The organism is Myxococcus guangdongensis, assembly GCF_024198255.1.
Taxonomy (GTDB): domain Bacteria; phylum Myxococcota; class Myxococcia; order Myxococcales; family Myxococcaceae; genus Myxococcus; species Myxococcus guangdongensis.
Map to the genome: position 1 here is coordinate 449,508 of NZ_JAJVKW010000008.1, position 23,265 is coordinate 472,772.

Annotated in this window: 22 protein-coding genes; 20 read left to right on the forward strand and 2 right to left on the reverse strand. The window is 68.8% G+C overall.

The genetic code is table 11. The features are described from left to right. Nucleotides 1-57: 57 nt before the first annotated feature. The 15 genes from LXT21_RS25830 to LXT21_RS25900 all read left to right on the forward strand — a co-directional run bounded on the left by LXT21_RS25830 (nt 58) and on the right by LXT21_RS25900 (nt 16,728). Nucleotides 58-2,481 carry a ligase-associated DNA damage response DEXH box helicase gene (locus LXT21_RS25830; protein WP_254040844.1) on the forward strand — a complete coding sequence of 808 codons (2,424 nt, stop codon included), beginning with the start codon at nt 58-60 and terminating at the stop codon, nt 2,479-2,481. Beyond that, entirely contained in the window at nt 2,451-3,104 is a 654-nt protein-coding gene (gene pdeM / locus LXT21_RS25835) for a ligase-associated DNA damage response endonuclease PdeM (protein ID WP_254040845.1), read from the forward strand. The genes LXT21_RS25830 and pdeM overlap by 31 nt, the downstream gene beginning before the upstream one ends. A 1-nt stretch (nt 3,105) precedes the next feature. Beyond that, on the forward strand, nt 3,106-3,483 hold the full coding sequence (locus LXT21_RS25840) for an HNH endonuclease (RefSeq protein ID WP_046715915.1): 378 nt from the start codon (nt 3,106-3,108) through the stop codon (nt 3,481-3,483). Nucleotides 3,484-3,944: 461 nt separating this feature from the next. Beyond that, the gene (locus LXT21_RS25845; RefSeq protein WP_254040846.1) at nt 3,945-4,607 is read left to right on the forward strand and encodes a cytochrome c3 family protein; all 663 of its coding nucleotides are present in this window, start codon (nt 3,945-3,947) and stop codon (nt 4,605-4,607) included. Continuing rightward, a complete protein-coding gene (locus LXT21_RS25850) occupies nt 4,604-7,759 on the forward strand; it encodes a TAT-variant-translocated molybdopterin oxidoreductase (protein WP_254040878.1) in 3,156 nt (1,051 codons plus the stop codon). The genes LXT21_RS25845 and LXT21_RS25850 overlap by 4 nt, the downstream gene beginning before the upstream one ends. A 3-nt stretch (nt 7,760-7,762) precedes the next feature. Next, nucleotides 7,763-9,166, forward strand: a complete 1,404-nt coding sequence (gene nrfD / locus LXT21_RS25855) for an NrfD/PsrC family molybdoenzyme membrane anchor subunit (RefSeq protein WP_254040847.1) — start codon at nt 7,763-7,765, stop codon at nt 9,164-9,166. A 4-nt stretch (nt 9,167-9,170) separates the two neighbouring features. After that, nucleotides 9,171-9,716, forward strand: a complete 546-nt coding sequence (locus tag LXT21_RS25860; RefSeq protein WP_254040848.1) for a DUF3341 domain-containing protein — start codon at nt 9,171-9,173, stop codon at nt 9,714-9,716. Further along, complete coding sequence (locus tag LXT21_RS25865) at nt 9,713-10,306, forward strand: c-type cytochrome (protein WP_254040849.1); 594 nt, start codon at nt 9,713-9,715, stop codon at nt 10,304-10,306. The genes LXT21_RS25860 and LXT21_RS25865 overlap by 4 nt, the downstream gene beginning before the upstream one ends. After that, the gene (locus LXT21_RS25870) at nt 10,303-11,541 is read left to right on the forward strand and encodes a hypothetical protein (protein ID WP_254040850.1); all 1,239 of its coding nucleotides are present in this window, start codon (nt 10,303-10,305) and stop codon (nt 11,539-11,541) included. The genes LXT21_RS25865 and LXT21_RS25870 overlap by 4 nt, the downstream gene beginning before the upstream one ends. Beyond that, on the forward strand, nt 11,538-11,999 hold the full coding sequence (locus LXT21_RS25875) for a hypothetical protein (RefSeq protein WP_254040851.1): 462 nt from the start codon (nt 11,538-11,540) through the stop codon (nt 11,997-11,999). The genes LXT21_RS25870 and LXT21_RS25875 overlap by 4 nt, the downstream gene beginning before the upstream one ends. A gap of 35 nt (nt 12,000-12,034) precedes the next feature. Beyond that, complete coding sequence (locus LXT21_RS25880) at nt 12,035-12,916, forward strand: SCO family protein (RefSeq protein ID WP_254040852.1); 882 nt, start codon at nt 12,035-12,037, stop codon at nt 12,914-12,916. Continuing rightward, nucleotides 12,913-13,959 carry a cytochrome c oxidase subunit II gene (coxB, locus tag LXT21_RS25885; RefSeq protein WP_254040853.1) on the forward strand — a complete coding sequence of 349 codons (1,047 nt, stop codon included), beginning with the start codon at nt 12,913-12,915 and terminating at the stop codon, nt 13,957-13,959. Before LXT21_RS25880 ends, coxB begins: the two co-directional genes overlap by 4 nt. Next, nucleotides 13,943-15,610: a cytochrome c oxidase subunit I gene (gene ctaD / locus LXT21_RS25890; protein ID WP_254040854.1), complete on the forward strand. Its 1,668-nt coding sequence runs from the start codon at nt 13,943-13,945 to the stop codon at nt 15,608-15,610. The genes coxB and ctaD overlap by 17 nt, the downstream gene beginning before the upstream one ends. Continuing rightward, nucleotides 15,600-16,265, forward strand: a complete 666-nt coding sequence (locus LXT21_RS25895; protein ID WP_046715925.1) for a cytochrome c oxidase subunit 3 family protein — start codon at nt 15,600-15,602, stop codon at nt 16,263-16,265. Before ctaD ends, LXT21_RS25895 begins: the two co-directional genes overlap by 11 nt. 13 nt (nt 16,266-16,278) lie before the next feature. After that, complete coding sequence (locus tag LXT21_RS25900) at nt 16,279-16,728, forward strand: cytochrome C oxidase subunit IV family protein (protein WP_254040855.1); 450 nt, start codon at nt 16,279-16,281, stop codon at nt 16,726-16,728. Between the two features lie 85 nt (nt 16,729-16,813). On the opposite strand, the gene LXT21_RS25905 is transcribed toward LXT21_RS25900, so the two are convergent. Then, nucleotides 16,814-17,803 (reverse strand): DUF481 domain-containing protein, encoded by a 990-nt coding sequence (locus LXT21_RS25905; protein ID WP_254040856.1) that lies wholly within the window; start codon nt 17,801-17,803, stop codon nt 16,814-16,816. 181 nt (nt 17,804-17,984) lie between these two features. Between LXT21_RS25905 and LXT21_RS25910 the strand changes: the two genes are divergently transcribed. The 5 genes from LXT21_RS25910 (at nt 17,985) to LXT21_RS25930 (ending at nt 22,215) form a co-directional block, all read left to right on the forward strand. Next, complete coding sequence (locus LXT21_RS25910) at nt 17,985-18,650, forward strand: hypothetical protein (protein WP_254040857.1); 666 nt, start codon at nt 17,985-17,987, stop codon at nt 18,648-18,650. Between the two features lie 69 nt (nt 18,651-18,719). Further along, nucleotides 18,720-19,676 (forward strand): GNAT family N-acetyltransferase, encoded by a 957-nt coding sequence (locus LXT21_RS25915; RefSeq protein WP_254040858.1) that lies wholly within the window; start codon nt 18,720-18,722, stop codon nt 19,674-19,676. Nucleotides 19,677-19,698: 22 nt separating this feature from the next. Continuing rightward, nucleotides 19,699-20,838 carry a hypothetical protein gene (locus LXT21_RS25920; protein WP_254040859.1) on the forward strand — a complete coding sequence of 380 codons (1,140 nt, stop codon included), beginning with the start codon at nt 19,699-19,701 and terminating at the stop codon, nt 20,836-20,838. A 21-nt stretch (nt 20,839-20,859) separates the two neighbouring features. After that, complete coding sequence (locus LXT21_RS25925; RefSeq protein ID WP_254040860.1) at nt 20,860-21,201, forward strand: YkgJ family cysteine cluster protein; 342 nt, start codon at nt 20,860-20,862, stop codon at nt 21,199-21,201. 45 nt (nt 21,202-21,246) lie between these two features. Beyond that, entirely contained in the window at nt 21,247-22,215 is a 969-nt protein-coding gene (locus LXT21_RS25930; protein ID WP_254040861.1) for a hydrolase, read from the forward strand. On the opposite strand, the gene LXT21_RS25935 is transcribed toward LXT21_RS25930, so the two are convergent. After that, on the reverse strand, nt 22,212-22,826 hold the full coding sequence (locus tag LXT21_RS25935) for a hypothetical protein (RefSeq protein WP_254040862.1): 615 nt from the start codon (nt 22,824-22,826) through the stop codon (nt 22,212-22,214). The genes LXT21_RS25930 and LXT21_RS25935 overlap by 4 nt on opposite strands. Between the last annotated feature and the right edge of the window lie 439 nt (nt 22,827-23,265).

Here is a 23,265-nt window from a genome sequence, read left to right on the forward strand (position 1 = left end):
CCGAAGCGCCGCAAGCGGACGCCCCCTCGTGAGCGAAGCACGGGAGGTCCTCCGCCGATGGATCGGCTGCGCGCGTGGTTCGCGTCGAAGGGGTGGACACCCCATGCGTTCCAGGAGGAGTCCTGGGCCGCATATGCGAGAGGACAGAGCGGGCTCATCCACGTCCCCACTGGCGCGGGGAAGACCTATGCCGCGTATCTCGGTCCGCTCGCGGACGTGGTGGAGCATCGCGAGACGGGGCTCCAGATTCTCTACGTGACACCGCTGCGGGCGGTGTCGCGCGACGTGGAGCGGGCGCTGCTCGAACCCTTGGCCGTGCTGGACACGGACCTGGACGTGGAGAGCCGCACCGGGGACACCTCGTCGTCCGTGCGTCAGCGTCAGCGCGAGCGACTCCCCGAGGTGCTCATCACCACTCCCGAGTCCCTCTCCGTGATGCTGTCGAACGAGCGCGCGCCGGAGCTGTTCTCCTCCCTGCGCGCCGTCATCGTCGACGAGTGGCACGAGCTGCTCGGCGCCAAGCGGGGAACACAGACGGAGCTCGCCCTGGCGCGGCTTCGTCACTTCGCGCCGCGACTGCACACCTGGGCCATGTCCGCGACGCTGGCCAACCTGGACGAAGCCGCGCGCCATGTCGTCGGCACCGGGAACACACCCACGCTCATCAGCGCGGACATGGAGCGCCCCGTGGAAGTGGAGACGCTCCTGCCGGAGACCGTCGACAGCTTCCCCTGGGCGGGGCACCTGGGCTTCACCATGCTGGCGGGTGTGGCGGCGAGGATGGACCCGAAGCAGTCCACGCTCATCTTCACCAACACGCGCTCCCAGGCGGAGCGCTGGTACGAAGGCCTCCGCTTCGCTCGCCCCGAGTGGGAGCACCTGCTCGCGCTGCACCACGGCTCCATCGACAAGGAGGAGCGCGAGCGCGTGGAGCGCGGCCTCAAGGACGGCACGCTGCGCTTCGTGGTGTGCACCTCTTCACTGGACCTCGGCGTGGACTTCGGCCCCGTGGAGCGCGTGGTCCAGGTGGGCAGCCCCAAGGGCATCGGCCGGACGATGCAGCGAGCAGGACGCGGAGCCCATCGTCCTGGTGCCACCTGCAACATCCTCTTCGTTCCCACGCACGCGCTGGAACTGGTCGAGATGGCCGCCGCCCGGGATGCCCTCGCGCGCAAGGAAGTCGAGTCACGCCATCCCCCTGGCAAGCCCCTGGACGTGCTCGCCCAGCACCTCGTCACGTGCGCGCTCGGTGGCGGATTCACTCGCGAAGCCTTGCGCGAAGAAGTCCGAAGCGCCGCCGCCTACGCGAACCTCACCGACGAGGAGTTCGACTGGACGCTCACGCTGGTGCGCGAGGGCGGCCCCACGCTGAGCGCCTACCCCGAGTTCCGCCGCGTGGAGGAGCACGAGGGCCGCTTTGTCGTGAAGGACACACGCGTCGCGCGGCTGCATCGGCTCAACATCGGCACCATCACCTCCGACGCGATGGTGGAGCTTCGCTACTGGACCGGGGGCCGCCTGGGCAGCGTGGAGGAGTCCTATGTCAGCCGCCTGCGCCCCGGAGACACCTTCCAGTTCGGCGGCAAGAAGCTCGAGTTCAACCGACTCCAAGGGCTCACCGCTTACGTGCGCCCCGCGAAGGCGAAGGTGACGCGAACCCCGCGCTGGGGTGGGAGCCGACTGCCACTGTCCACATCCCTGGCGGCCGCGGTGCGCCGCACGCTCGACGCCGCGCGCCACGGCGACGTCACCTCCGATGAGCTGGCCGCCGCGTGGCCCGTCCTGGAGACCCAGGAGAAGCTGTCCCGCATCCCCGCGGCGAGCTCGGTGCTCGCGGAGTTGTGTCACACGCGTGACGGTCACCACCTCTTCCTCTACCCCTTCGAAGGGCGCCGGGTGCACGAGGGCCTCGCAGCCCTGCTCGCCCTGAGGCTGACGCGGCTGCGGAAGGCCACCTTCAGTGTGTCGGTGAACGACTACGGCCTGGAGCTCGTCACCCCCGCGCCCTTCCCCTTCGAGGAGGCGCTGCGCCCCGCGCTCTTCACGCGTGAGCATCTGGAGGAGGACGTGCTGGAGAGCGTCAACGTGGGCGAGCTGACCAGGCGCCAGTTCCGGGACATCGCCCGCGTTGCGGGGTTGGTGCTCCCGGGCCTCCCCGGAGCCCGCAAGTCCACGCGGCAGGTGCAGACGAGCGCCGCCCTCCTCCACGACGTCTTCGCCCGCCACGACCCCGGACACCTGTTGCTGCTCCAGGCCCGACGCGAGGTGCTCGAACAGCAATTCGAACAGGTCCGCCTCGAGCACGCCCTGGAGCGACTCGAGGCCGGCCCCGTGGAGCAGGTCCATGTCCGCAGGCCCACGCCCCTGGCCTTCCCCCTGGTCGTCGAGCGCATCAGCGCCAGCGTCTCCAACGAGTCCCTCCTGGAGCGCGTGGAGCGAATGAAGGAGCGATGGACCCGCGACGATGCCAGGTCCGCGTAGGCGGCACCCCGCTGGAGCTCCTCCCGGAGCGAGCCCTGCTCTGGCCCGAGGCCCGCACCCTCGCCGTGGCCGACCTCCACTGGGGCAAGACGGAGAGCTTCCAGCGCCACGGCATCCCCCTCCCCCTGGGTGTGCTCGACGAGGACCTGGCCCGACTGTCCTCCGCCCTCATCTCCACCAACGCCCGCCGGCTGCTCGTCCTGGGTGACCTGGTCCACGCCCGCGAAGGCCTCACCCCCACCCTCGTCCAACGACTCGCCGCCTGGCGCGAAGCCCACGCCGACGTGACGATGGTGCTCATCCGGGGCAACCATGACCTCAGGGCCGGCCCGCCACCGGAAGCGTGGCGACTGGAGGTCCACGAGTCCCACCTGGATGAAGGCCCCTTCCGCTTCGCCCACCACCCCACCCCCGAGTCAGGTCGCTACGTGTGGGCGGGACACGTGCACCCCACGGTGCGGTTGGCGGCTGGCGGGGACCGGCTGCGTCTCCCATGCTTCCACCTGGGTCGGGATGTGGGAGTCCTCCCGGCCTTCAGCGCCTTCACCGGCGGACTCGACGTGGCCCGCCGCCCCGGCGAGCGCGTCTTCGCCCTCGCCGGTCCTTCCGTCCTCGAGATGTAGGATGAGCACCGCCAAGCGCCGCAGGATTCTGGGCATCATCGCCACGGACCTCACCTTCGAGCGCACCGAACATCGCGGGCGCGAGGCCTGGCTGGGCAAGTGCCTGCACTGCAACGCCCACCTGTTGGTGGGTCTGGATGGGGAGCCCATCAGCCGGGCCACCATCGAACACATCGTCCCGCAGACCGCCGGCGGCACCGATGCGCTGGAGAACCTGGCCCTTGCGTGCGCCCGCTGCAACCAGGGCAAGGGCACCCGACACGACCCCCACTATCACCGCGATGCCCGCGCCCGGGAGCTGGTCGAGAAGCTGCTCGCCCGCCGCCGCGAACGCTGGCGCGCACCGGATGGGGGCGACGAGGACTCCGACGCGGAGTGAGTCAGCCCACGCACCGGCGCGAGGCTGATTGTCGGTGAGGGCCGACACGCGGATCAAATGCCCGCTGAAACAGGGGAGATGATCCGTCTCAGCCGGAAACGACTCAACGTCGCTTCCTCCCGCCAGAAGAGAGATTCATCGCGTCCGGACCGCGATTTCCCGCCTCCGCGCGAGGAAATGGTATCCCACGGCCACACAACATCAGAATGGTTGACACTGCGGTGTCGATGGTCAATGGTCCCGCGCCGCGCTGGGTTGGACAGGAGGAGGGACCTGCCCGCGGCAACATCCATAGAGGTTTCGTTGGACGTGACTGCTTCGTCTTCCGCGCGCCAGGAGCCGCCCCCCCGCCCCCTCGGGGCCGGGATCGTTCCGCCGCTGTTCGCGTGCAGTCGCGCGTTCGCCTCTTCCTCCTCACCGTTCACCGTAGTCGTTGAAGCCCCCTTGCCCATGGTCCTGGTATGAGCGGCCCTCTGTTTCCACGCTGGACGAACACGGTGTCTCGGCTCTCCGCCGCGGCGCTTCTTGCCGTGCCCGCCATCGGCATCGGCGGCCTCATGGCGTACGTACGGTCTCCGTACGTCACGAACCAGCAGATGCCCGTCGAACAGCCGATCGAATTCGACCACCGCCACCACGCGGGTGACGAGAAGATCGACTGTCAGTACTGTCACTGGTCAGTGGACAAGGCGCCCTCCGCGGGCATCCCGTCCACCACCGTGTGCATGTCCTGCCACGCACAGGTCTGGAACAAGAGCCCGTACCTCACCGAGGTGCGCAAGGCCTTCTTCTCGGACATGCCCATCCAGTGGGTGCGGGTCCACAACCTGCCCGACTTCGTCTACTTCAACCACTCCATCCACGTGAACAAGGGCGTCGGCTGCGCCACGTGCCACGGCCGCGTGGACCAGATGGGCGCCATCGAGCAGGCCGCGCCGCTGACCATGGCGTGGTGCCTCGAGTGTCACCGCAACCCCGAGCCGAACCTGCGGCCCGCGGAGTTCATCACGTCGATGACGTGGACCCCGCCCAAGGACAAGGCCGAGGCCGCCGCGCTCGGCAAGAAGCTGAAGGAAGAGTACGACGTCCACTCGCGCGAGAGCTGCTCCACATGCCACCGATGAACACGAAGCGCGACGGCACCCCGTCGCAGGAGTCCTCTTCCTTCGCGCTCCCGGTCGTCTCGGACCGACCCGCCAAGGCGCCCGACGCCGTGGGTGAGGCGCTGGACCACGCCGCCCAGCACGCGAACGCTTCCGAGCACGGCTACGGCCAGACGTACTGGCGCAGCCTCGAGGAGAAGCTCGGCGCCTCCGAGTACATGGAGGAGACCCGCCCCGAGTTCCCCGCGGGCGCGGACCTGCCCCCCTCCGGCTTCGTGCGCCGCGAGTTCATGCAGCTGCTCGGCGCGTCGCTCGCGCTGGCTGGCGCCACGGCGTGCAGCACCCGTCCCCAGGACGAGAAGCTGCTGCCGTACACGAAGACGCCGCCGGAGGTCACCCCCGGCAACCCGCTGCACTACGCGTCCGCGATGACGCTGTCGGGCCATACGTCCGGCCTGCTCATCACCGCCCGCGAGGGTCGCCCCGTGAAGATCGAGGGCAACCCGGACCACCCCATCAACCAGGGCGCCGCCTGCACCTTCGAGCAGGCGTGGCTGTTGTCCCTGTACGACCCCAGCCGCGCCCGCGTGCTACGCCAGGGCAAGAGCCCCCGCGCGCTGCGCGTGCTCAACGAGACCATCGCCGGGCTGGCGAACAAGTCGGCCAACGGTGGCTCGCGCGTGCGCTTCCTCACGGAGGCCGTGGGCTCGCCGCTGACGGGTGACCTGCGCAACCGCATCCTGAAGAAGCTGCCCAACGCGCGCTTCTTCAGCGCGTCCTCCAACCAGGACACCAGCGCGGACGCGCTGCGCACGATGTTCGGCGGCCAGCACGTCACCGCGCTGTACGACTTCGCCAACGCGGACGTCGTGCTGTCGCTGGACGCGGACTTCCTGGAGAGCTGCCCGGGCAACCTGCGCCACATCCGCGAGTTCGCGGACCGCCGCGACCCGCGCAAGGGCAAGCTCAACCGCCTGTACATGGCGGAGGCCCGCTTCTCCATCACCGGCGGCATGGCCGACCACCGCAAGCGCCTGAAGTCCCGGGAGATCCTCGGACTGGCCGCCGCCGTGGCCCAGGCCGTGGGTGGCAGCGCCGCGTCGCTCGCCGCTCCGGCCGCCGCCAAGTCGGCGCTGCGCGGTGACATGGGCAACTGGGTGCAGGCGGTCGCCGCCGACCTGCGCGCCGCCGGTCCCGGCCGCTCGCTCGTCATCGCGGGTGAGCGTCAGCCGGCCGCCGTGCACGCGCTGGCCCACGCGCTCAACGACGCGCTCGGCAACGCGAACAAGACGGTGCGCTACGTCCAGGCGTCCATCGCGGAGGCCACCGGCCTGTCGCAGGCGCGCGCCCTGGTCGAGGACATCGAGGCGGGCCGCGTCGACACGCTGGTCATCACCGCCTACAACCCCGTCTACACGCTGCCGGCGGACATCGGCCTGGCCAAGGTGCTCAGCAAGGAGCACCCCAACCGCGCCAAGCTGAACGTCATCTACACGGGCCTCTACGAGGACGAGACCAGCGCGCACGTCGACTGGTTCATCCCCGCGGCGCACCCGCTGGAGACGTGGAGCGACGGTCGCTCGGTGGACGGCACCGTCTCCATCGCGCAGCCGCTCATCCAGCCGCTCTTCGCGGGCGTGCCGGAGGCGGAGCTGCTCGCCATGTTCCTGGACGAGCCCTTCCGCCCCGCCTACCAGCTCTTGCGCGACTACTGGCGCGGCCAGTCCGCCAACGCGGCGGACTTCGAGGCGCGCTGGGAGACCTGGGTGTCCCAGGGCTTCATCGAGAACACCGCCTCCGCCGCCGTGGGCACCGCCCCGGACTTCGGCGCCGCGGCCTCGCTGGTCGCGGGCTACACGCCCCCGGCCTCGGGTGACCTCGAGCTGAACTTCATCAACGACTACAAGGTCTACGATGGCCGCTTCGGCAACAACTCCTGGCTGCAGGAGCTGCCCGAGCCCATCACCAAGATGACCTGGGACAACGCCGCGCTCGTCGGCCCGGACACGGCCAAGAAGCTGAGCCTGTCCCCCGGCGACCTGGCGGAGCTGTCCTACGGCGGCCAGAAGCTCACGGTCCCGGTGTGGGTGGTCCCCGGTCACGAGGACGACACCGTCACGGTGGCGCTGGGCTACGGCCGCAACGGCCTGCACGAGCAGGTCGCCAAGGGCGTGGGCTTCGACGTCAACGTCATCCGCAGCAGCAAGAACCCCTGGTTCGACGGCGGCGCCACGCTCACCAAGGTGCGCGGCAGCCACAAGTTCAGCCTGACCCAGACGCACTGGCGCATGGAGAACCGCCCCATCGCGCTGGACATGCCCCTGTCCGAGCTGGAGAACCCCTCGGTCGCCACCCAGCACACCCTGCACCGCGTGAAGGGTGAGCTGAAGCTGGGCATCCAGGACAACCTCGAGCCCTTCGAGTACAACGGCTACAAGTGGGCGATGGCCATCGACCTGTCGCGCTGCACGGGCTGCAGCGCCTGTGTCATCGCCTGCCAGGCCGAGAACAACATCCCGGTGGTGGGCAAGGCCCAGGTGGCCGTCAGCCGCGAGATGAACTGGCTGCGCATCGACCGGTACTTCGAGGGTCCGGAGAACGACCCGAAGATGGTCATGCAGCCCGTCGCGTGCGTGCACTGCGAGAAGGCGCCTTGCGAGTACGTGTGCCCGGTGAACGCCACGGTGCACTCGGACGAGGGCCTGAACGACATGGTGTACAACCGCTGCGTCGGCACGCGGTACTGCTCCAACAACTGCCCCTACAAGGTCCGCCGCTTCAACTACCTGCACTACACCGCGGACAAGACGGCGACCGAGAAGATGCTGATGAACCCGGACGTCACGGTGCGCAACCGCGGCGTCATGGAGAAGTGCACGTACTGCGTCCAGCGCATCGAGCGCGTTCGCATCGACGCGCGCGTCAAGAAGGAGCTCATCAAGGAGGCCGACCTCAAGACGGCCTGCCAGCAGACGTGCGCCGCCCAGGCCATCGTCTTCGGCTCCCTCCACGACGAGAAGCAGCTCGTCTCGCAGCTCCATGAGGACGTGCGCGCCTACAAGCTCCTGCACGAGCTGGGCACCCGTCCGCGCACCGCGCACCTCATCCGCGTGCGCAACCCGAATACCGCCCTCGAGCCGGCCAAGGCCGCGCCGCAGGAAGGGAGCCACTAAGCCATGGCCGAGACCGCTGCCCACCACCCGCTCGATCCGCTCGAGCCACGGGACCTCGTCGCGCCGCACCACGACGACAAGTCACTCAACGAGACGCTGCTGGACCATGTCTGGCGCAAGCCGGGCAAGGGCTGGTTCATGCTCTTCGGCCTGTCGCTCAGCGCGCTGGGTCTGCTCGTCATCGGTGTCACCTACACGCTGGCCCGCGGTATCGGCGTGTGGGGCAACAACCAGCCGGTCGGCTGGGCCTTCGACATCATCAACTTCGTCTGGTGGGTCGGCATCGGCCACGCCGGTACGCTCATCTCCGCCATCCTCCTGCTCTTCCAGCAGAAGTGGCGCACGAGCATCAACCGCTTCGCCGAAGCCATGACGCTGTTCGCCGTGATGTGCGCGGGTCTGTTCCCGCTGCTCCACACGGGCCGTCCCTGGTTCGCCTTCTGGCTGTTCCCGTACCCCAGCACCCTGGGCGCGTGGCCGCAGTTCCGCTCGCCGCTGGTGTGGGACGTGTTCGCCATCTCCACGTACCTCACGGTGTCCGCGCTGTTCTGGTTCGTGGGCCTCATCCCGGACCTGGCCGCGCTGCGTGACTCGTCCAAGACGAAGCTCCAGCGCACCATCTACGGCCTGTTCGCGCTCGGCTGGCGCGGCTCCGGTCGGCACTGGCACAACTACAAGATTGCGTACCTGCTCCTGGCCGGCCTCTCCACGCCGCTGGTCGTGTCGGTGCACACCATCGTTTCGTTCGACTTCGCCGTCTCCCTGCTGCCCGGCTGGCACGCGACCATCTTCCCGCCCTACTTCGTGGCCGGCGCCGTGTTCAGCGGCTTCGCGATGGTCATCACGCTCATCGTCCCGGCGCGCAAGTACCTGGGCCTGCGGGACGTGATTACCGACCGGCACCTGGAGAACATGAACAAGGTCATCCTGGCGACGGGCCTGCTCGTCTCCTACGGGTACCTGATGGAGCACTTCATCGCGTGGTACTCGCAGAACCAGTACGAGTTCTGGACCTTCTACGTGAACCGCGCGACGGGCCCCTACGCCGGCGTGTACTGGCTGATGATCACCTGCAACGTGGTCACGCCGAACATCTTCTGGTTCAAGAAGTGCCGGACCAGCGTCCCCATCATGTGGGTGGCCTCCATCGCCGTGAACATCGGCATGTGGTGCGAGCGCTTCATCATCATCGTCACGTCGCTGAGCCAGGACTTCCTGCCGTCGTCGTGGGGCATCTACACCCCGACCTGGGTTGACTGGAGCATCTACGTGGGAACGCTCGGCCTGTTCGGCACCCTGTTCCTGCTGTTCCTGAAGTTCGTGCCCGCGGTGGCCATCAGCGAGGTGAAGGAGCTCCAGCTCGAGCTCAAGCACGCCGCCCACCACAACAGCCACGGAGCGCACTAGAGTCATGGAAGCCAAGGTCCTCGATTCCTGGGTGCTGGCCGAGTTCGCGACGCCAGACATCCTCGTGGATGCCACCCGCCAGATGCGCGAGAAGGGCTTCCAGGGGATGGATACGTACTCCCCCTATCCGCTGCACGGCGGCTCGGAGGCCCTGGGCCTCCCGCCGTCCCGCGTGCCCTTCATCGCGCTGTGCGGGGGCCTCACCGGCATGGTGACGGCGCTCTCCATGCAGACGTGGATGAACACCATCGACTACAAGCTGAACATCGGCGGTCGCCCGCTGCTGTCGCTGCCGGCGTGGGTGCCCATCACGTTCGAGCTGACGGTGCTGTTCGCCGCGTTCGGCATCTTCTTCGGCCTGTTGGGGCTGAGCCGGCTGCCGCAGCCCTACCACACGGTCTTCGAGTCCGAGGATTTCCGCTCGGCGTCCACGCACGGCTACTGGCTGGGCGTGCCGCACGCGCCGGGACAGGACGCCGCGGCCGTCATCGACCAGCTCAAGGCCCTGGGTGCCACCCAGGTGACCGTCGTCACGGGAGAGAAGGAATGAGGTGGCTCATCCCCGCCGCCGGACTCGTCGCGCTGTCGGGCTGCGACGTCCCCTCGGAGTTCCTGCAGCGCATGGAGCACCAGGCCAAGTACGAGTACTACGAGGCCTCGGACTTCTGGGCGGACGGCCGGGCCATGCGCCAGCCGCCGGCCCACACGATTCCCCGTGAGCGCTTCGGCAGCGTGCCGGAAATCAAGGACCCCGTCGCCCGCCAGACGGCCGTCACCGGCCGCACCAACGGTCAGCCCGCGGCCACCATCCCCGTGACGGTGGACCAGGCGCTGCTGACCCTGGGCCAGCGCAAGTACAACATCGTCTGCTCGCAGTGCCACGGCGTGCTCGGCGACGGCAACAGCGTGGTGGCGGAGAACATGGCCCTGCGCCTGCCTCCGTCGCTGCTGGAGCTGGAGGCCAAGCCCGCGGGCCACTTCTACACGGCCATCAACGAGGGCTACGGCGTGATGCCGTCCTTCTCCGGCGAGCTCGACGTGCGCGAGCGCTGGGCCGTGGTCGCCTACGTGCGAGCGCTTCAGGAAGCCCGCAACATCCGGACGGCCGGTCAGCAGCCCGTTCCGCAGGAGAACCGATGAGCCCCGCCGCCGAAGCCTCCGTTCCCCTCGAGCGATACACCGGCACGCCGAAGCTGATGGTGCCGGCGTTCGGCGTGGGTGTCCTGGGCATCCTGGCCACCCTGGCCGTGTACCTGGCCACCGACGCGAAGGGCATCGCCGCCCACAGCTACCTGCTCGCGTTCAGCTACTGGGTGGGCATCAGCGTGGCGTTCATCATCATGATCGCCATCTTCCACACGGCCAAGGCCAAGTGGCTCATCCTGCTGCGCCGCACGATGGAGACGGGCGCGTCCACCATCCCCATCTTCGTGGTGCTCATCCTCCCGCTCGCCTTCATGGCGAACTACCTCTACCCCTGGCTGGACAGCTCCCCGCTGAACGCCAAGATCACGGGGCTTGAGGCGGAGCACCTGAGCCACAAGGTCCACTTCTACCTGAACCCGACCTTCACGGCCGTCCGCCACGTCATCTACTTCGCGGTGTGGATCTTCGCCGCGTGGAAGCTGCGCAAGCTCAGCGTGCAGCAGGACACCGAGGGGGGCCTGGACTTCACCCGGCGGCTGCGCCGCTTCTCTCCGGGCATGCTGCCCCCGCTGGCACTGACCATCACCTTCGCCTCCTTCGACTGGCTGATGAGCCTGACGCCGCTGTGGCAGTCGACCATCTTCGGGGTCTACTACTTCGCGGGCAGCTTCCTGTCGGCCTTCTGCATCCTGACCATCGCGGCGACGTACGCTCGGGGCCAGGGCCTGTTCGGCAACCTGGTGACGACGGCCCACTTCCACAACCTGGGCAAGCTGATGCTGGCCTTCACGGCGTTCTGGGCCTACATCGCCTTCTCCCAGTTCCTGCTGGTCTGGGTGGCGAACATCCCGGAAGAGGCGCCCTGGTACGGTGTGCGCATCTTCGGCGCCTGGAAGCCGGCCTCCATCGCCCTGTTCTTCCTGCACTTCGTGCTGCCGTTCTTCACGCTGCTGTCGCGAAATCTGAAGCTGCAGCCCCGCAAGCTGTCGCTGGTGGCCTTCTACCTGCTGGCGGTGCACGCGTTCGACCTGTACTGGCTCATCTGGCCGGCGCTGACGGGTGACCAGGGGCCCAGCATCAACCCGCTGACCATCCTCACGCTCGTCACCTCGTTCGTGGGCGTGGGTGGCATCGCGGTGGGCTTCGCGCTGAAGAACGCGAGCAACAACTACACGATGCCGGTGAAGGACCCCTACATCGCGGAGTCCCTGAGGTACGTGCAGCCATGAAGAAGACCCAATCTGAGCTCGAGTCGCGTGTCATCGTCGGCGCCCACGGTGTGGCCGCCGAGGAAGACCACATCGTCATGAGCAAGGTGGTGGGCATCGGTGTCGGCTCGCTCGTCATCTTCGCGGTCGGCATCGTCTGGGCCTACATGATCCAGGTGCGCACCATGAAGGAGGCCCAGCCGGACGGTCCTCCCCCGCGTCCGGCGGCCATGGGGCAGTACGAGGTGGGCATCGTCAACCAGCGCCTGTTCGAGCAGGACTGGCACGCCGAGGAGAAGATCGGCGGCCAGCAGCAGGCGCTCAAGGCCGGCTGGGGTGACCAGCCCGGTGTCAAGGCCCACCCGTCCCTGGACGAGGCCATGAAGACGGTCATCACCAAGCAGAACGCCCCGCCCCCGCCCGCCCCGGCGCCGGCCCCCGAGCAGCCCCAGGAGCCGACCCCGGCTCCTCGGCAGTAGCTTCCGCCGCCAGCATCACGTAAGAGCCGCTCGCGATGATGTCCCTCTTCTCCTACATCCCCCAGTGCGCCCCACGCCTGGGGATGCTCGTCGCGGTGGCCCTGGTGCTGGGCACGGCGACTCCGGCCCCGGCGATGCCGGGCGGTGGCAAGACGCCCCGCTCCATCGTCGAGGCCCAGCAGGACGCCCCGCCCCAGTTGAAGGGCGTGGACGTGGAGGAGCACCTGGGTGACCCGGTGCCGCCGCTGACCCACTTCCTGGACTCGAATGGCCAGGAGGTGACGCTGGGGACGGTGCTGCCCAAGACGCTGCCCACGCTGCTGACGCTCGTCTATTACAACTGCCCCATGCTCTGTAACCTGGTGCTCAACGCCCAGGTGAAGACGATGCGGGAGCTGGGTCTGGAGCTGGGCCGCGACTACGAGGCGGTCACCATCAGCGTGGACCCCGAGGACACCCCGGCGATGAGCAACGAGCGCCGGCGCAAGCACCTTCAGTCCATGGGCAAGCCCGAGAGCGCGCCCTGGCACTTCCTCACCGGGACGGACGCGGAGATTCGCCGCCTCGCGGACGCGGTGGGCTTCAAGTACACGTACGACGAGAGCACCAGGCAGTACGCCCACCCCGCGGTGGTGATGGTGCTCACGCCGGAAGGGACGCTGTCGCGGTACCTGTACGGGACGGACTTCCCTCCCAAGGACATGAAGCTGGCGTTGCTGGAGGCGGCCGGTGGTCGCGTGGGGACCAGCTTCGACCGCGTGGTGATGTCCTGCTTCAAGTATGACACCGCCACCCGGCGGTACGGCTTCTACATCTTCGGGTTCATCCGCCTGGGCGCACTGGCCGTCTTCTTCGCCCTGGCGACGATGCTGATCTATTTCTGGAGGCGCGAGCTGAAGAAAGGCGCGGCGGCATGAGCGAGCTTCTCAACAACCTTCTGTTCCTCCCGGAGAGCGCGTCCACGTTCGCGGAACGGGTCGACCTGCTGCACCACTTCGTCGTGGGAACGACGATGGTGATGTCGGCGGGCGTCGGCCTCGCGGCGCTGTTCATGTTCTTCCGGTACCGCCGGCGGCTCCCCGCCCAGGCGACGGAGTACGTCGTCCCCACGCTGAAGACGGAGTTCCTCTTCGTCTCCGTGCCGCTGGTGTTCTTCCTGGCCTGGTTCGGTATCGGCTTCCGGGACTTCACCTGGGTCACCACGCCGCCCAAGGACGCGATGGACGTCTACGTCATGGGCAAGCAGTGGATGTGGAAGTTCTCCTACCCGGAGGGCCCCAACGGCGTGAACGTGATGCACGTCCCCGCCAACCGTCCCGTGCGCCTGCTCATCACGTCCCGTGACGTGCTGCACTCGTTCTACGTGCCGGCGTTCCGCATCAAGATGGACGCGCTGCCGGGTCGCTACACGCAGATCTGGTTCGAGGCGACCAAGCCCGGCACGTACCAGGTGCTCTGCACCGAGTACTGCGGCCTGTCGCACTCGAAGATGCTGGCCGAGGTCGTCGTGCTCCCCGAGGAGGAGTACGAGGATTGGATCAAGGAGCAGCGCCGCGGCCGGCTGCAGGACCGTCAGGACGCGCTCGCGGACACCTCTCTGGTGCCGCCGGTCGCCCGGATGGTCGAGCAGGGGCAGATCCTGGCCGGCACGCAGGGCTGCCTCAAGTGCCACTCGGTGGACGGCTCGGCGCACATCGGCCCCACCTTCCTCGGCATGTATGACCGCGTGGAGAAGCTCGACGACGGTCAGGACATCCGGGTGGACGAGGCCTACATCACCCAGTCGATGATGGACCCGGGAGCCCACCTGGTGGCGGGCTACCAGAACGTGATGCCGACGTACCAGGGCAAGCTGCAGGGCCCGGAGACGGCCGCCATCGTCGAGTACATCAAGTCGCTTCGCACTCCGAACGTCCGCGAGGGCGCCTCCGAGGGACCCGCCTATGACCCCATCCAGTAGCCTCGATACGGCGGGGGCCGCCCCGCACGACGAGCACCACGACCACCACCCGAGCTATCTGGTGGACGGCACCACCATCAAGAGCTGGCTCTTGACGGTGGACCACAAGCGCATCGGCCTGATGTTCCTGTTCTGGGTCCTGCTCTTCTTCCTCGTGGGCGGCATCTTCGCGCTGCTCATCCGGGTGGAGCTGCTCACCCCGGGCCCGACCATCATGGACGCGATGACGTACAACCGTACGTTCACGCTCCACGGCCTGGTCATGATCTTCCTGTTCATGATTCCGGCGATTCCGGCCGTCTTCGGCAACTTCATGCTGCCGCTGATGCTGGGCGCCAAGGACGTGGCCTTCCCCCGGCTGAACCTGGCCTCGCTCTACATCTACCTGGCGGGCGCGGTGCTGGCGCTGTGGGGCATGCTCAACGGCGGCCTGGACACGGGCTGGACGTTCTACACGCCGTACAGCACGCACACGACGACGACGGTGGCGCCGGTGCTGTTCGGCGCGTTCATCATCGGCTTCAGCTCCATCGCCACGGGCATCAACTTCATCGTCACCTGCCACACCATGCGGGCGCCGGGCATCACCTGGTTCAAGATGCCGCTGTTCGTGTGGGCCATCTACGCGACGAGCTGCATCCAGGTGCTGGCGACGCCGGTCATCGGCCTGCTGCTGGTCCTGGTGACGGTGGAGAACCTGTTCAGCTTCGGCATGTTCGACCCGGCGCGCGGCGGCGACCCGGTGCTCTTCCAGCACCTGTTCTGGTTCTACAGCCACCCGGCCGTGTACATCATGGTGCTGCCGGCCTTCGGCGTGATGAGTGAGATCGTCAGCACGTACAGCCGCAAGAACCTCTTCGGCTACCGCGCGGTGGCGTACTCCTCCCTGGGCATCGCCTTCGTCGGCTTCTTCGCCTGGGGCCACCACATGTTCGTGTCCGGCCAGTCCACCTTCGACGCCGGCGTGTTCGGCGTGCTGACCATGCTGGTGGGTGTGTTCACCGCCATCAAGGTCTTCAACTGGGTGGGCACCGTCTACAAGGGCGCGGTCGACTTCAAGACGCCCTTCGCCTACTTCTGCGGCTTCCTGTTCTTCACCGTGTTCGGTGGCATGACGGGCATCGCGCTGGGCACGGTGTCGCTGGACGTGGCGTGGCACGACACCTACTTCGTCGTGGCGCACTTCCACTTCATCATGGTGGGCGCGACCATCATGGCCTTCCTGGCCGCCCTGCATTACTGGTTCCCGAAGATGTTCGGGCGCACGTACCACGAGGGATGGGGCCTGGTGTCCGCGGCGCTCATCATCCTGGGGTTCAACGCCACGTTCATCCCCCAGTTCCTCCTGGGCAACAACGGCATGCCGCGCCGGTACTATGACTATCCGGAGCGCTTCCAGGCGCTGAACGTCGCCTCCACCGCGGGCGCGACGCTCCTGGCCTTCGGGTTCATCATCATCGCCATGTACCTGGCGTACGCGCTCGTGTACGGCAAGGCCGCTGGCAAGAACCCGTGGCGCAGCAAGGGCTACGAGTGGGTGAGCGAGTCGCCGCCGCCGACGCACAACTTCGTGGGGCCTCAGCCGACGTTCCCCGAGGAGCCCCACTTCTACGTCGACCCGAAGAAGGCCGAGGTTCCCGATGCAGTCTAGCGCTCACACCGCCGACGGCGCGGCCAACACGCCGCGCCTGGCGATGCACTTCGCGTCGCTCGAGGTGCAGAACCACGCCGCCCGTCTGGGGATGTGGCTGTTCCTGGCGACGGAAATCCTGCTCTTCGCCGGCCTCTTCGTCTGCTACGGCTGCTACCGCTTCCTGTTCCCGGAGGCGTGGGCGGCGGGCAGCCGCAGCCTGGACCTGACGATGGGCACGGTGAACACCGTGGTCCTCATCACGTCCTCGCTGACGGCGGCGCTCGCGGTGCACCACGCGAAGCACGGCGAGAACAAGAAGGTGGGCGTGATGCTGGCGCTCACCCTCCTGATGGCGGTCGCCTTCCTCGTCATCAAGTACTTCGAGTACAGCCACAAGTTCCACGTCGGGACGCTGCCGGGCCGCTACTACAGCTACCCGGACATCCAGCTGCCGGGCATCTCGCTGTACTTCACGGTCTACTTCTGCTCGACGGCGCTGCACGGTCTCCACGTCCTCATCGGGATGGGCGTGCTGACGGTGGCGATGATTCGCGCCTTCCGGAAGGGCGACTTCGGTCCGAAGAACTACACGATGGTCGAGCTGGGCAGCATGTACTGGCACCTCGTCGACCTGGTGTGGATCTTCCTGTTCCCCATGCTGTACCTGGTCTGAGGGCGACACCACCATGGCCATCGCCAACGAATCCCATCAGGAAGAGAAGAACATGACCGAGCACCACGGAGCGGGCCGCTACTGGCTCATCTGGGGTGTCTTGCTGGTGCTGACGATCGTCACCGTCGTCACCGGCCGCATGCACCTGCCGTCGTTCGGCCTGCTGCTCGCCATCGTCATCGCGACGGTGAAGGGCACGCTGGTGACGCTGTACTTCATGCACCTCGCGGAGCACCAGGGCGTCAACCGGCTCATCTTCGCCGTGTCCATCGTCTTCGTGATTCTCGCGCTCGTCATTCCCATGGCGGACCTGGGCACGCGCTTCCGCGGCGCCAACCCGCCGGGCTCGCAGTACAGCGACCTGCAGCCGCCGGACATCGGCACGGGTGAGCAGCGCGGCCGCTTCGGCGGCGGCGTGCACGCGCCGGAGCTGAAGGACGCTCCTCCCGCCAAGAGCCACTGACGACTCCTGGGGGGCACTCACCTGCCCCCTTCGCATCATCCCGCGGCGCCGAGGACACTCCCCGGCGCCGCGTTGCTTTTGCGGGCTACAGCGTGACCTGGAAGTTGAAGGCCAGCGCGGTGTCGGTGGGCACCTTGCCCTCGGGCGGCTTGCTGTCGTGCTTCACCAGGAAGCTGACGCCCAGCGAGAGCGCCTCCGTCAGATTCACCGCCAGCTGCGTCTGGCTGTTCACCAGCACGCGCGAGTCGCCGATGACGCTCAGCAGCACCTCCGCGTCCTCCTTGAAGAGCACGTCCTTGGTGATGCCGTAGCGGAAGGCCACACCGAAGCGCGGGCCGCCGAGGTCCACGTCCGGCAGGTCCAGGCGCGAGGGGTAGTACTGGAAGCGCGTCTCACGCGCGTAGCGGAAGGCGAGGTCCGTGCGCAGGTAGGACTCGCGCTCGTCCTTCTTCTTCTCGTCCCACCACAGCACGCCCAGACCGCCTTCGCCGATGGTCCGCGACTCCACGCTCTTGACGTGGTCCGTCTCGGCGCCCGTCAGCAGGTAGCCGCTGAGCATCTGCGTGAAGCGGCGGTCTCCGCGCAGCTCCAGGCCCGCGTTGAGGGCGACGAGCTGCGACTCCTGCTCCTCACCGGCCACCTCGGGCGGGCGGCTGCGGCCGTAGTTGCCGTAGCCGCGGATGCCGAAAATCCAGTGCTCCGTCGTGCGCTGCGCGCTGGCCAGGCCGCTGAAGGTGAGCGTGGAGGCGTTGCCCGTCAGCGAGATGAGGCCCAGGCCCAGGGTGACGTCCCACTCCTCCTTCTTCTTCTCGTCCGCTGCTGCTGCGGCGGCGGGAGCGCCCGGGGCACCGGCGATGACACCCGCGGCGCGCTCGGCGGCCTCGGCGGCGCGGACGCTGGCCTCGGCGGCGCGCTCGGCGGCGGCGGCGGCGCGCTCGGCGGCGACGGCGGCGCGCTCCTCGGGCGTGGTGGCCTGCGCGGCCGCGACGGGGGCGGCGGGCTCTTGAGCGGCGGGCGTGGGCGCAGGCGTCTGGGCCTGCAGGGAGGTGGCAATCAGAAGGGCGGCGGAAAGCATCGGTTCTCCAGTCGTCTCGGTGCCGCCGGACCTGGATTCGGGGCGACGCGAGACGTCCTCGGCTCCCCCCGGGCCGGCGCGTCCCCTTCCTGCTCCAAACACGCTCGGTGCGGCAATGGTTGATTCGCAGGTTGTGCTTAATTCCGGGGCGGGGCTGGCTTCACCCAGGAGGATTTCCACCATGCACCTCGCCCGCATCGCGTCGCTGTGCCTGCTGTTGTCCCCCGTCCTGGCCGCCGCCCGGAACGTCACGGTGCCCGTGGACGTGGGCGTGGGGCCCGCCGCGTTCCTGTTCTTCGGGCCCGTCTTCGACGACCAGCCCATCCACACCGGGCTGAAGCTCTCCGTCGAGGCGGTGCTGGACAAGGACTGGCTGAAGAAGAACCAGCGCGCCATCCCCTCGCGCTACCGCAAGTACGCCAAGAGCGTGGACGAGGTGCGCATCTCCCCGTCCATCTTCATCCCCGACTCGCTCATCATCTCCCCCAAGGTGCGGGACACCGGCATGTATGGCATCACCTGGAAGCCGCTGGGACTGGGGCTGCCATTGACGTCTGGCCCGGTGCGGCTGGCGGTGGGCGGCGGGTTGCTCCTGACGTACGCGTACCTGCACTCGGACACGCTGGCGGACACGCACTTCGTGAGGCCGGGCGCGGAGCTGGGCGTGGACCTGGAGCTGCAGCTCTCCAAGAGCTTCCTCATCAGCCTGGGCTGGGAGTCCGCGCTCTACGTGCCGCAGGAGCTGGGCGGGCTGGGGCTGCCGGACCGCGTGCGCGACGGCATCTTCCACGTGGGACAGGCCTACCTCCAGTTCCACGTCCGCTTCCCGTACAGCACGCGCCTGTGAGACGGGCGGGCGACCTCGCGCACGCCGGTGGATGCGCGGCATGGCCCGGTGGCGATACCCTGGTGTGACATGCCCTTGGTCCTCGCCACCGACGCCCAGAAAGCCGAGCGCGACCGCGTCACCCACGCCGCCTGGGGCTCGCCCCTCACCGTGGAGCAGTTCCACCAGCGCGAGGTGCGGCTGCGCGCGCATCCCTGGTGCCGCGAAGGCATGCGCACCTGGCTGCTCGTCGACGACGGCGGACAGGTGCTGGCCTCTTGCGAGACGTTCCGCACCGACAGCTACCTGAGGGGCCCGGACGGTGTCACCACGCCCGGCGTCAGCGAGGCCATCGCCAGCGTCTTCACCGAGCCCGTGCTGCGGGGCCATGGGCATGCGACGCGACTGATGGACCAGGTCGCCGAGCACATCGCGCGGGAGGGCGGGGACCGGCACGCGGCCCTGCTCTTCTCGGACGTGGGCGCGCCGCTCTACCAGCGCTCGGGCTACCGCGAGGCGCCCGCGTGGGACTGGAACCTGCCTGCCATGGGAGGGCTGTCCACGCGCGCGGTGGACGCGCTCCTGTGCGACGGGGACGTGCCGGAGATGATGGGGCGCCTGCAGCGTCCGGACGTTCCCTTCCTGTTGTGGCCAAGCCCGGCGCAGGTGGACTGGCACCTGGAGAGGGAGCGTGTCTACGCGGAGCTCTTGCGTCGCCCCCGGCCGGAGGCCTGCGGCGCGGTGGTGGGCCGCTCGTTCGCGCTGTGGGCGATGATGGCCCGCTACGGCGAGCTGGTGATGCTGCTGTTCGACGCGGAGTCGACCGAGGATTCCATGGCGCTGATGGAGGCCGCGCGGGGCGTGGCGCACCGGGCGGGCCTGTCCCGCGTGGTGGTCTGGGAGGAGCCGGGCACCCTGCCCTGGCTGGCGCGGAGTCCGGGCGCCACGCGCGTGGCGCGGGAGGGCTCGCTGCCCATGCTGCGGCCGCTGAGGGCGGGGCTGCCGTCCGCCGAGCGGGTGACCTTCTCGCGCGCTCTCTGGGTGTGACGCGCGGATAGGATGTCCCGACATGGCCAAGCGCACGCGCATCATCGAAGGCACCTGGAACTGCACCTCGTGCGACGCCAAGGGCATCCTCGCCCGGCACAAGCGCTGCCCCACCTGCAACAACCCACGGGAGCTGTCGGGTGACGAGTCGGACTTCGACTTCGGCGACGTGGACGCGACGAGCGGAAAGTCGCTGCGCGACGGCGTGACGGACGAGAAGGCGGTGGAGCTGGCGAACGCGGGCGAGGACTGGTTCTGCGCCTTCTGCGGCGCCGCCAACCGGGGTGACACCCCCCGGTGCAGGCACTGCAACGCCGAGCGGGAGTCAGACTCGAAGGTGGCGCCCCGGAAGGACCTGGCCGGACCCGCGCCCGCCCCCGCCCCGCCGCCGAAGAAGAAGCGCCGCCTTGGGATGTGGCTGTTCTTGGGCGCGCTGCTGTCGTGCTGCTTCGGCAGCTGCATGTACGCGGGCTGGGCGAGCCAGACGCACGACTACCCGGGTGAGGTCACGGGCACGTCGTGGAAGGTGGCGGTGGTGCAGGAGCGCTTCACCCGTGTGGAGAAGACGGGCTGGGCGGACGAGCTGCGACAGGTGAGCGCGCGCATGCCCGTCAGCGGCGCGGGAGAGGTCGCGGGCGTGGAGAACGTGCGCGGCTGCGTGGAGCGCCAGCGCGGCACGCGCAAGGTGGCGGACGGCACCGAGCGCGTGTGCCGCTCGAAGACGCGCAAGGTGGCGTGTGGCACCGAGGAGAAGTGCCGCCGACGCGACAAGGGCAACGGCTTCGCCGAGGAGGTCTGCGAAGACGTGACGAAGTACTGCAACGAGTCCTACGAGGACTGTCAGAACCAGACGCGCTACCGCAACGAGCCCGTCTACGCGCGGCAGTGCACGTACGACACCCACGAGTGGCGCAAGGTGGACCGGCGCGAGTCCTCAGGCCAGGACGGCGCTCCACGCTGGCCGGCGCTCCAGGTGGGCCCGCAGGACCGACAGCAGCGCGAGGAGACGTACGTGGTGCACGTGCGCTACGAGGACGACGGGGTGAAGGAGCAGGTGCTGGAGCCGAAGACGGAGTCGGAGTTCCTGTCGTGGAAGAAGGGCCAGGGCGTGCTCCTCACCGTGACGAACGGCGGGGAAGTGAAGAAGGCCGTCCCACGTTGAGCCCACGAGACTGAAGCCCTCATGGAATGCACCCTCTGTGGCGCCTGCTGCGTGGCGCCGGACATCGCGGCGCTCGACAAGCCGCTCGGACTCAGGTGCCCGCACCTGCTGCCCGACAACCTCTGCGCCATCTACGAGCAGAGGCCGAGCATCTGCCGCGACTACCAGGCCGACGAGGTGTGCCGCCTCATCGAGGCGCCCACGCTGGATGAGCGCGTGCACAAGTACCTGGCCCTCTTCGACCTGACCGAGGAGGCCCGCGCCGTGAAGGAGCAGGGCTGTCCCTCCATGAAGCGCGCCCGACAGGCCGCGAAGGAGCGCGCCGGAGCGCCGGGTGGAGGACGGCCGGACGACACGCCCTGACAGGGGCCCCTTGTCCCCCGCGAGCGGGGGCGCTATCCCCCGGCCGTGAGCTTCCAGCCGACCGAGTCCTTCGTCGCCGCGCCGGGCCTGACGAACGAACACGCGCAGACCATCTACGCGAACTTCGTGCGTCCCCGTCACGCGCCTCCGCTGAAGCGCCAGCGGCGCGAGCTGCCCGATGGTGACTTCGTCGATCTGGACACCTTCGACGGCCCCAGCGGCGCACCACACGTGGTGGCGCTGCATGGCTTGGAGAGTTCCTCCCAGGCGGGCTACATCACCGCCATCCTCCGGGGCGCGGCCCAGCGCGGCTGGGGCGCCACCGCGCTCAACTTCCGCTCGTGCAGCGGTGAGCCCAACCGGCTGGCGCGCACGTACCACTCGGGCCACATCGACGACGCGCTCGGACTGCTCCAGGACTTGCGCGCCCGCGTCACCGGGCCGCTCTTCGCCGTGGGCTTCTCCCTGGGCGCCAACGTGCTGTGCCGGCTGCTCGAGGATCAAGGTGAGCAGGCGCCCGTCCGCGCCGCCGCGTCCATCAGCGCGCCGTACGACCTGGACGCGTGCTGCGCCAAGCTGGATGGCCCCGGCCCCTTCCACCGCATCTACCGCGAGCGCTTCCTGCGCACGCTCAAGAGCAAGGCGCGGGCGAAGCTCCAGCGCTTCCCCAACGCCTTCGATGGCCGGGCCATGGAGGCGGCGCGCACGGTGCGCCAGTTCGACCACGCCGTCACCGCGCCCCTGCACGGCTTCAACAGCGCGGAGCATTACTACGCCGAGTCGTCGTCAGGCCCCCGGCTGCACGCCATCCGCAAGCCCACGCTGCTCATCAGCGCCGCGGATGACCCGATGCTGGAGTCGCCCGTCATCCCGCCGAGCGCGAAGGACAACCCGCACCTGAGCGTGGTGTTGACCCGGCATGGCGGACACGTGGGCTTCGTCGCCGGCAAGCTCCACCGTCCCCGCTTCTGGGCCGAGGACCAGGCGCTGGCCTTCTTCGACACCTTCCGCTAACCGAAGTTCAGGATGAAGCCGAGCTTCGCCGTGGGGCGCACGGTGCGCAGCATCCACGACCGGTCCTCCGTGGGCCCGACGGTGCCCCGGAGCGGCTCGTCCAGGTCCTTCAAGCTGGGGCCGTACAGCTCCATGAAGCTCACCCCGCCGCGCACGAAGAAGGTGATGCTCCGGGGCATGCTGACCTCCAGGCCCACCAGTCCGCTCGCGTACGTGTAGCCCACGCGCTCGAGCGACGGCAGTGGCGGCAGTGACAGATCCGCCAGCCTGCGCTCCAAGGCGCGCACGTCCGCGGGCTGCGCGTGGCCAATCTCCACGCTGAAGGCGGGCGTCACCCGGCTTCGCAGCGGCAACAGCGTGAGCCCCGCTCGCGCTCCGGCGCGCACTCCGTTGTGCGTGGCGCCCAGGTGCAGCCGCACCACCCGCGCGGGACGAAACGAGATGGACAACCCCGCGCCCTCCGTCACCCCCGCGTCCAGCATCAACCCGAAGGGTGCGACCCGCTCGGGGTCCTGCGTCGCCCTGCGGCGGACATCCCCTGCCTCGAATGCGCTCGCCACCGGTGCCATGAGCAGCACCCCCAGCGCGAGCAGCGTGGACCGCGTCCCCATGCGTCGAATCCCCACCCCAAGCCGCCGCGACGCTCCGCGGCCCCTGACCTTGCCAACCGTCGTCATCGGGGCAACCACCCCCGCCGACCAACGGTGCGCACGGTCCCGCCACCCTTCAACGAGGTGGACCAGGCTCCGGCGGATGCCTGCTTCGTTCCACCGGAGCCCGCCTCCTCGCCCCCCGCCCTTCCCCCTCCACCCGCCACGCCGCTCGCGTCGCCCGAAGCTCCGCCGCGCTTGACGTCCTGCTCCCCCCGACCGGCCCCCATCCGACGTCCCACCGACAAGTCCTGCCTCCCCACTCCAGGCACCGACTCGCCCCCGCCCTTCCCCTCGCAACGACGCGCCCGCGTCCCCCAACGCCCCCCGCCGACCCGCCCCCAACGCCCCCCGCCGACCCGCCCCCATCGCCCCCCGCCGACCCGCCCCCATCGCCCCC